This is a genomic window from Marinobacter zhejiangensis, from assembly GCF_900114775.1.
Classification (GTDB): Bacteria; Pseudomonadota; Gammaproteobacteria; order Pseudomonadales; family Oleiphilaceae; genus Marinobacter; species Marinobacter zhejiangensis.
Genome location: NZ_FOUE01000010.1, coordinates 1 through 9245, shown reverse-complemented (window position 1 = coordinate 9245; position 9245 = coordinate 1). Strand labels below are relative to the sequence as shown.

8 protein-coding genes, 4 tRNA genes and 2 rRNA genes are annotated in these 9245 nt (G+C 54.2%); all 14 read left to right on the top strand.

Translation table 11 applies throughout. The annotated features are described in order from the left end of the window. A 23S ribosomal RNA gene (locus BMZ67_RS18410) occupies positions 1–132 on the top strand; the annotation flags it as partial. A gap of 77 nt (positions 133–209) precedes the next feature. Continuing rightward, a 5S ribosomal RNA gene (rrf, locus tag BMZ67_RS18405) occupies positions 210–324 on the top strand. Positions 325–626: 302 nt separating this feature from the next. Continuing rightward, positions 627–1829 carry a DUF6160 family protein gene (locus tag BMZ67_RS18400; protein ID WP_092026952.1) on the top strand — a complete coding sequence of 401 codons (1203 nt, stop codon included), beginning with the start codon at positions 627–629 and terminating at the stop codon, positions 1827–1829. A gap of 117 nt (positions 1830–1946) precedes the next feature. Further along, the gene (locus BMZ67_RS18395) at positions 1947–2906 is read left to right on the top strand and encodes a hypothetical protein (protein ID WP_245750038.1); all 960 of its coding nucleotides are present in this window, start codon (positions 1947–1949) and stop codon (positions 2904–2906) included. Positions 2907–2911: 5 nt separating this feature from the next. Next, positions 2912–3460: a DUF6160 family protein gene (locus BMZ67_RS18390; RefSeq protein WP_425434260.1), complete on the top strand. Its 549-nt coding sequence runs from the start codon at positions 2912–2914 to the stop codon at positions 3458–3460. Continuing rightward, entirely contained in the window at positions 3460–5865 is a 2406-nt protein-coding gene (locus tag BMZ67_RS18385) for a DUF6160 family protein (protein WP_092026929.1), read from the top strand. Before BMZ67_RS18390 ends, BMZ67_RS18385 begins: the two co-directional genes overlap by 1 nt. 129 nt (positions 5866–5994) lie before the next feature. Then, positions 5995–6966 carry a biotin--[acetyl-CoA-carboxylase] ligase gene (locus BMZ67_RS18380; protein ID WP_342713599.1) on the top strand — a complete coding sequence of 324 codons (972 nt, stop codon included), beginning with the start codon at positions 5995–5997 and terminating at the stop codon, positions 6964–6966. Next, entirely contained in the window at positions 6963–7697 is a 735-nt protein-coding gene (locus BMZ67_RS18375; protein WP_092026927.1) for a type III pantothenate kinase, read from the top strand. The genes BMZ67_RS18380 and BMZ67_RS18375 overlap by 4 nt, the downstream gene beginning before the upstream one ends. Beyond that, a complete protein-coding gene (locus BMZ67_RS18370) occupies positions 7694–8452 on the top strand; it encodes an SPOR domain-containing protein (RefSeq protein ID WP_245750036.1) in 759 nt (252 codons plus the stop codon). Before BMZ67_RS18375 ends, BMZ67_RS18370 begins: the two co-directional genes overlap by 4 nt. Positions 8453–8483: 31 nt before the next feature. Next, positions 8484–8559 (top strand) — tRNA-Thr (locus BMZ67_RS18365). Positions 8560–8598: 39 nt separating this feature from the next. Continuing rightward, a tRNA-Tyr gene (locus BMZ67_RS18360) sits at positions 8599–8683 on the top strand. A gap of 10 nt (positions 8684–8693) precedes the next feature. Next, positions 8694–8768 (top strand) — tRNA-Gly (locus tag BMZ67_RS18355). Between the two features lie 15 nt (positions 8769–8783). Further along, positions 8784–8859: transfer RNA gene (locus tag BMZ67_RS18350), tRNA-Thr, on the top strand. A gap of 51 nt (positions 8860–8910) precedes the next feature. Beyond that, a partial coding sequence (locus BMZ67_RS18345; protein WP_245750035.1) for a GTP-binding protein occupies positions 8911–9245 on the top strand: 335 nt, incomplete at its 3' end.

The following is a 9245-nucleotide window of genomic DNA, read 5'->3' as shown; positions in this document are numbered from 1 at the left end:
CCAAGATGAGATCTCCCTAAGGCCTCGAGCCTTCTTAAGAGCCGTTCAAGACCAGGACGTTGATAGGCTGGGTGTGTAAGCGCTGTGAGGCGTTGAGCTAACCAGTACTAATTGCTCGTGCGGCTTGACTATATAACACCCAAGACAATTGCGGATAACGCGAAATCGCTAAGCTCTTTCTCATCCTTACCCAGTGATCATCAGTTTTGCCTGACGACCATAGCGGTCTGGAACCACCTGATCCCATCCCGAACTCAGAAGTGAAACAGTCCTGCGCCGATGGTAGTGTGGCGTTGCCCATGTGAGAGTAGGTCATCGTCAGGCTCTTAATACCAAAACCCCAGTACAGCAATGTACTGGGGTTTTTTTATTGCCTGAAAAAAACCTGCTTTCGCCTGAAATGACAATAAATTGTCAAACGCCTTCCTTATCTCTTCTTCCTTTGTAAAAGACTGTCATTAAATCGCCAATCTATGACTCGCCGCACATCCACCGAACTGAATGCTGTTTAGAATTGGTCATTAACTGGCCACAAAAAAATATAACCGCCAGTACAGAGACGCTCCTCGACTCGCTATAACGACAACAATTGCTACGCCGCAGGTGGCGAGAGTGAGATGGTAAAGATGGATGTTAAATCATGGTTGATGGCTGCGCTGGCCGCAGGAGCTTCCTTTGGCGCATTGGCTGACCTTAAGCCAATCACGGATGAGGCATTGTCAGAAGTTACCGGACAAGCCTTTGTTTCTGTCGATCGTTACAATCACCCCGATTTGGCGGAGAACACTTCTTATACCCGGGTCAACCTTGGGATGAATATAGATATTCAAACCAATGTGGATGTGTTGGAGCTGGGACGCTATGACAGGGCCGGAGAAGATCCAGGGACGTCGGATGTACTAATCGAGGATTTCGCTCTCGGTTATATCAATAACCAGGCCTACTTTAATGCTCACCCAAGTGCTGCCCGCCAGGTTAAACCTGACGGTAGTGCCTATGCCGAAGGGGAGATCGTCCCGTTTTCAATAGAAAACCCGTTTCTTGAGTTTGCCTATGACGACATCACCCAGGAGGTGGTTGGCATTCGTCTCGGTTTTGGTGAATCAATGGGGGTTTTGTCAGGCAAGATCAGAACGTTGACCGGAAACGTCAACGTTGACATCGTCGATCACGGCGAAGGGCTTCAGGCAGCAAGCTCAGACGGCAACTTCTTCGATCAGGTGATTGTGTTGCTGACGCCACTACTTGAAGGCGACAGCCCCCTTCGTACCAAGGCTCAGTTGGTCTATGGCGAAGAAGGCGACCCGAATATTGGCTCCCTCGACCCGATTAGGGGGGAATACATCGGTATTCCTGATGGCGAAATGTTTACGCTGGAGGACGCCGACGCTTTTACGCGCTGGTCGGTCAAGAATCTGATTGGTTGGGGCTCAAGTTCCCGTATTGACGTCCCGGATTGCAGTTTCTTTAACTGCCCTGGCGGAAATATCTACGTCTATGCGGAGGACTGCCGGGTACTTGGTATCGACTCATGCTTCGATCTGGATATCTACAGTAGCTTCCCGATAGGCCAAATAGGCGAGGTGGGTGGTGAGCGCCGTATCACCGGGGCCGAAAGTGGCGCCTTCATGGCCTTTCAGACGCAGACGGTAAACTGGCTGAAGGACGTAAGCAAAGCGAACCTGACGCCGGAAGACTTTGTGCAGGCTACTGCAGGCGGTTTCTTTAATATTCCCAACGGCGTCGCAGAAGTTAACTTGAACGAAGCGTTAAATGGTATCGATCGGTATCGCTCTGAATATATAGACCGCGGACGGGGTCTTTTCTGACAGGACCAAGGTATGGCCCGAATAACAACAAATTTTATGACATCCAGGCTTGCAAGGGTACTTCCAGTACTCTGTGTGACGTTGCTGCCGGGATTGGCGAACGCGGAGCTTGAGAGCTTGACAGAGAATGAACTGTCGACGGTTTCAGGCGCCGGAATTGGCCTCGTTCTTGAGGACTTTAAGTTCGCCCATGGTACCGATATCGATAATGGTCAGGTGTTCAAGATCGGAGGTATTAAGAGCACCGATGGCCAGGACGTCGAGATTGTTGTTAATCAGCTTTACATTGCCGGGGCGGGAAGCAATTACGGAGAAACCCTGAATCCGGTCAACTTGGGTCGCCTGGTAAACCCGTTTTCCATCGATGTGGTCGATGGCAATGATCTTGGTATCACTGATAAGGCCGTGTTGAGCCTTGCCGCACCGACCAAGGTCGCGGCAACCGAAGGCTACGACTGCATGAATACTGGTGCAGTGGCGGGCAGTGGCACCTGTTCAAGCCGACCAATGACGGCGGATTTTGCTGGCGAGCGGCCGGATATTGGTCTGCAAATGAATATCACGGTGGGCTCCAACCAATCCTCTAACCTGAATATCCATGCCCAGAGCGCGGTTATTGACGGAAGCTACCTTCGATTGTGGGGCGATGATGAGCGAAATCAACTGGCTGGCCAGTTCAAACTGAACTTCTATTCTCCCGAGTTATCAATTAATTCCTGTAGCCAGGATGGCTCTACCTGTGGCTCGCGGATTCGTATGTCTGATTTTGCCCTTGAGCTGGCGTTGGGCAACGTCTATCAGCCGATGTTCATTGATGTAGATGGTGCCGGTAACTTTGTAATTGAGGTGCAGGCGATTGCCAAGCCGGCGGCCGGGAGTATTGGGTCAGACGGTCTTCGCGCTTCAAGCGATGCGGCGACCTGGGATTTTTACAACAGCTATTACAATAACCCTGAGTTCCGCAGCAATTTGAGCATTGGTAATTTCAGCGTTGGAGACCGGGATTTCGGGTCTGCCAGGGTTGAGGGAATGCTGGTTCAGTATCTGCACATACAAACCCAGGATCTTGCCCCATGACCCCTATGATGCGTTCGTATTTAAAGTACCCGTTCGGTGTGGCCGCTGTGCTGCTTTCTACTTTAGCTCAAGCCGAGCTGGCCCATCTGGACGACGAGGTTTTGTCAGGCGTTTCGGGGCAGGGGGGCATCTATCTCTCAGGTGATGTGACCATTAACGAGATGGGTGGGCCGATTCAGAACAGCTATTTTGGGGCCTGCGATGAGCCTGGAAAAAAATGTGGAGCTCGGCTGGCGTACCGCCTGAAGCAGGACGGCGGATGGTTTGTCCTGGATGATATACGCGGCAGCTTCGCGTTCGAGGGGCTGACGCTCAGGGTAAGGCATATTGATTCGGGGTTTGGTGGAGATGGTGCCCTGTTCAATCGCGATGTAGTGGAGCTGGGGCTGCCCAACGTTGTCCGCTATCAGGATGTGCAGTTCAAGCTTGCCGCGAGCAGCACTGCTCGGCCGACGGATCCCGGCTTCCAGCAAACGGACCTCCTGTCGATTGAAATGCAGGGTGATGTAACCCTGGAAGGAAACTTGCTGGTCTTCCCGACGGGGAATCCATAATGGGGGTTATCGTGAACGGACGCTATCTGAGAACCTTCGTGCTTCCACTATGGGGCGGTATCTGTGTCGTTCCCCAGGCGCTAGCTGAACTTCAGAGCCTGGAAGATTCGGTAATGTCCGGCATTAGTGGGCAAACCGGTATTACCCTGGAAATCGGCCTGAATGCCACCATTGACCAGCTCTCGTACTTCGATGATGGCAACGGCATCCACCTTGAGGATTTCCGCATCGCGTCGGCGTCAAACCCTGGCAGTGGTGCGTTTCATCGGGTTGCCATCGATATCGGCGCTGACGCCAGCCTTAACCTGGACTACCTGGTTGAGGATCGAAGGATTGAGTTTGGGGATGTGCGCTTGGCCGGTGCGCCAGGAGTAAGTATGGGCGGGATGTTCTTCGACCATACTCTTGAAGGCTTTTTCCGGCTATCGAGTGGTGGCAGTCTCAGTGGCGCCGGCTACACGTTTGACACAGCCTACACGATGACCGGCGGCCGCCTGGGTTACCGTACCAACGGCAATGAAGTGTTTCTTGATGATGTAACCCTGAGTGTCGAGGCTTTAGGGGTCACCATGGATGCGATTCCTGGTGGGCTCTTGTTCACTGCGCCTTCGATCACCGGTTCATACAATGTGGGGGCGATCCGCTATAGCAGTAACCCCCTGAACCACGGCAACAGCGTTGATGTAACCACTGGTACCGATTTGCCGAGCTACGGCAGTTTAAGTGGCGATTTCGACCTGAGTGGTGAGACTTCCATTGGTGGTGGCGGTCGCAGTGGTGAAGGTATTCATATCGATTCCCAGACCACCATTAACAGTGCCAATTTCATGTACGTTGATGACGGTAATGCGTTCGCCCTTAAGGGAATTACCGGCAATTATCGCTTCGATGACCTCCGCATTGATGTGACCACTGACTGGCAAGGACGGGAAGCCTTGGGTCTGACCCTTGGGGCGTTGGAAGGAGGCTTTAACGTCGAGCGGATCGAACTGGGGGCTGCCGGGAAGAGCTTGGGTTCCGTGAACATGAATTTCCTGTTTGAGGACCAGGTGGTCAACGGTGTGGGCTATACCAATGCAATCTACCTGCAGGGTGGCGGCCATGCCGATGCAGGCGAACAGGGCTTGCGTTTGGCTGCCCAGTGGAGCCTGGTGCCTTCGGATTTCAGTTATACCGAAGACGGAAATCGGGTCATTTTTAGTGGGCTACAGTCGTGGGGTCAGGGCGACCTGACCGTCAACGTCACCCGCGAAGAGTTGATCAGCGGCACCGAGTTTTTCGATGGCTTGCGGATTGGCTTTGAAGGCATCAAGGGGGGGTACCGGATTAATGGCCTGCGGGTTGGCGATGAGGATGCACCATTACAGGGTGGGACCGAGTTGTTGCTGGCGTTGGGCTTCTATCCGGCTTATGAGTTTGAGTTGGATGGCCACATTACCTTGGGGGCCGGCGGTGCTACTGGAGACGGCATTACAGTAAACTCTGATGTCGTGATCACCAACGGCAATGCGGCGCTCATCGCGAACCCCTACGATGAAGGCGCTGGGGAGATCGTCCAGACCGGCTTGTGGGTATCAGACCTGAATTACGACGCCCATCTGCGGAACATGACCATTGATATCACTCCGGACGGCTTTGCGATCATAAAAGGCGAGGCCTGGAGCACCATGGACATAGGCAATCTGCGCGTCGGTGATAAGGCCGATGGGGAAAGCTTTGGGCGCTTTGTTATCCAGAGTTACGAGACCGGCAGTACCATGACCATTACGCCAGGTGGTGCGGGTGCTGTGTGCGCGGGCGGGACTGGCGGAGATTCGGCGGCTTGTACCGCGTCTGGCGGCCTTTGGGAAGATCGCGGTGATGAAGGGGTAACAATCGCGATGACGCAAATCCTGGCTCGAGCGGTGAGCGATACCAAGCGTAATGCAATCACCTGGGAAGCGAATCGAACGCTCGATGGCGCCGGCAACCCGCTCAATGATACTGGTATGAAGCTGGTGCTGAACGATATCTATACCAGTGACGGTGGCGACTTCGATGGCGATGGTGTAGAAGACAACACGTTTGGTATCCAGAGCAACATTTCCGTTGATGTTTTCCAGACTCGTGTCGTCAAGAGGGACGATGGCGCGGATTCACTGGGTGTTGTGGGCGCTCGTGGCGACGAGCGCATCATGGATCCGACGGCAGCTGAGGGGTATCGATACGTGAGTTCCCCAACCGTAGCCGACATTCAGAATCGCCCGCTTGGGTTTGCGGTTCAGGCAAGGGCTCAATTCCGCGAGTTATCGATCAATAACATCGACTTGGTTCATCCCGTGGGTGGCTCGCAAACCGCCATATACGGAGTCAAAATGCAGAACTTCGATATCAACGCTAACCTCACGGCCACGCCGATGCCTTAGCAGGGCTGTGTGTGCAAAATATGATCTCCAGGCCCCGAAAGGGGCCTTTTGCGTATTCTACGTTTTGTTTTTTGTTCTGTGCTGTTGTTTAATCCGGCTTTGATTCTATCGACACATCAGGCAGTTACCATGATGAAAACCAAAGTGCTGGTCAGCTTGCTTGCGGATGGCGCGGTCCACTCTGGTGAGTCCTTGGCGCAGCAGCTGGGAATCAGTCGCACCGCCGTCTGGAAACAGGTACGGCGCGCCATGGATCAGGGGGTTCAGATCGAAACTCTGAAGGGAAAAGGGTACCGTTTGGTGGAGCGCGTAGATCTCTTGGAGCGAGGCCAGATTGAATCGGGGCTTACGGAAACGCTGCGCTCGCAGCTTGAATTACTGGTGCTGGACCAGGTTGACTCCACCAATGCGGAGGTCATGCGCCGGCGGAGCAAGCTGGGCGGGCCCTCTCTGGTGTGTATTGCAGACAGTCAAAGTGCGGGCCGAGGACGGCGGGGGCGTGTTTGGCAAAGCCCTCGTGGTGAGAATCTCTACATCAGCTTTGGTCTCGGAATACAGGGTGGCTTTGCTGCACTGGATGGGTTGAGCCTTGTATTTGGTGTGGCGCTAGCCGACATGCTGGTCGCGGAAGGCGTTGACGACATTCAGCTGAAGTGGCCCAACGATGTCTATTGGCAGGGGCGAAAGCTGGCCGGCATTCTGATTGAATTGCAGGGCGAGTTCCAGGAAGGCGAAGTTCAAGTGGTGGCCGGCATGGGGATGAATGTCCATATGCGCTCGGTAGACGGCGTTGATCAACCCTGGGTTAGTCTGTCTCAGTTGATGCCGGAGCGGCGCTGGAGTCGTAATGACATTGCTGCACAACTTATAGCCTCTGTTCTTTCAGCTCATGCGGACTTTCAGCAGCGGGGGTTTGCAGCTTTCAGAGAGCGCTGGATGGCGCGGGATATGTTTGCCGGGAAATCGTTGATCGCGACCCAGGGTGGCCTGGAAGGTACGGGGAGAGGGATTGCGGCAGATGGGAGCTACTTGCTGGAGGTCAGTAGTGGGGAGCTCATGCCTGTTCGGGCAGGCGAAATCAGTCTTCGGGTTGCGTCATGATCCTGTTGGTTGACATGGGGAATACCCGGGTAAAGTGGCAGGTTCGGGCTGGTGGTCGGGTCGTCGCCGCTGGTATTGACGGGATTGCTGAACCGGCCTTGTTTTCGGGTGCTGCGCCCTTTGCAGCAAAAATCGTGAACGTTGCGGTATCAACGGTAGCCTCGGAGCAGCGCCGCCTGGAGTTGGTCGAGCGGCTATCGGGAGTGGTCCAGGTTCCAGTCGAGTTTTTCTGGAGTGAGCCTGATCGGGCAGGCTTAACGAATGCGTATGCAGATCCGGCCCGGATGGGGGCAGATCGCTGGCACGCAATGTATGGCGCCTGGCGCCGAAGTGATACGGGGTTTTTGGTCGTTGATGCCGGCAGTGCCATAACGGTTGATTTTGTGACGACAGGGGGAGTGCATGCCGGTGGCTATATTCTGGCAGGGAAAAACATGATGCTGCGAGGGTTGGCCAAGGATACGGCTCGTGTTGACTATAGTGTGGCGGGAGGGCGAAGCCTGTCGCCAGGTCAGGACACGACCGAGTGTGTATTTCATGGAGTGGAATGGTTCTGGCGGGCTATAGCTGAGCGCCTGAACCGAGAGGCCAAAGATCGTAAGCTGGGATCTGTGTTTGTAACGGGGGGCGACGGAGAGTCACTGTTGGCTCATGGCCTTAACGCTGTTCACTGTCCCGACTTAGTGCTTGAGGGGCTGGATGCCATTGCCTGTGAAGTAAGTGCATCATGAAACGTGTAGCGTACCTGTTAGTGGTTTTAAATCTTGCTCTGTTGGGGTATTTCGCGACCAAGCCCGCCGATCGTTTGGTGTCGGATGGGGGCGGGGCGGGACGTCTACCTCGTGTTGCCGAGCTGGCGCTATTGCCGGCAAATGACCGAGCAGGTCAGGCGCTGGATCGTGAAATGGAGGTGGAAGATGGGCGTCAGGGCGACGAGGAGGTGCTGGCCGTCAGCAGTTTCGAGGCAAGCCCGGTGCCTTCAATCGAAGAGCGCTACTGTTTCAGGGTTAGCGGATTCGATACCCGCCAAGATGCGGAAAGTGCGATTTCGGGCCTGCCTCAGAGCGTCGTCGATTTGGGTGTTGAAATAGTAGAGAATTTGCAGGAACTTCCACCATTTCATTGGGTTATAATACCTCCGCGTTCGACCCGGGAGGAGGCTTTGGAGCTTTTTCGTGAGGTCCGGCAGCGGGGAGTGGATGCCTATCTGGTGACCGAAGGCGTGCAGGAAAATGCCATATCACTGGGGCTTTTTGAGTCCCGCGAGGCCGCGGAGCAGGTTATGCGGCAAAGAAATTCACAGAATATTAACGCAGTACTAGCGTTGTTCCCCCGAAATCAGATACGATACGCGCTCGTTTTTGAGGCAGCCTATCTTCCTGGTTCTCAGGAGATGGTGGCGGAGCTGGCGGATTTGAATCGCCGATTTGATTCGGTTGAAATTAATGGTTGCGAAAGTATTGCAACCCCAGAAAAAAATCCGTAGTATACCGCCCTCGCTGACGAGGCGATCGTGAGCTGGCGTAGCTCAGTTGGTAGAGCAGCTGACTTGTAATCAGCAGGTCGGGGGTTCGATTCCGTCCGCCAGCTCCATTTAAGTTTTAAGCAGCTTCGCGTAAGCGGGGTTGTTCGGGAGGGGTTCCCGAGTGGCCAAAGGGATCAGACTGTAAATCTGACGGCTTCGCCTTCGCAGGTTCGAATCCTGCCCCCTCCACCACTTATTGCTTGCGGGCATCGTATAGTGGCTATTACCTCAGCCTTCCAAGCTGATGACGCGGGTTCGATTCCCGCTGCCCGCTCCAGTTTGTAGTGTTAATGCTCATGTAGCTCAGTCGGTAGAGCACATCCTTGGTAAGGATGAGGTCACCGGTTCAATTCCGGTCATGAGCTCCATTATTTGTCCGGTCAACGTTTCGGTCATGGTTGATTAGGGAGATTGGTCGAATGTCCAAAGAAAAATTTGAACGTAATAAGCCGCACGTCAACGTTGGAACCATCGGTCACGTTGACCATGGTAAGACCACTCTGACGGCTGCTCTGACTCGTGTATGTCACGAAGTATGGGGTACTGGTTCTGCGAGCGCCTTCGACCAGATCGATAACGCTCCTGAAGAGCGTGCGCGTGGTATCACCATTGCGACCTCTCACGTAGAGTACGATTCTCCGATTCGTCACTACGCCCACGTTGACTGCCCGGGCCACGCCGATTATGTGAAGAACATGATCACTGGTGCGGCTCAGATGGATGGCGCAATCCTGGTTTGTTCCGCAGCTGACGG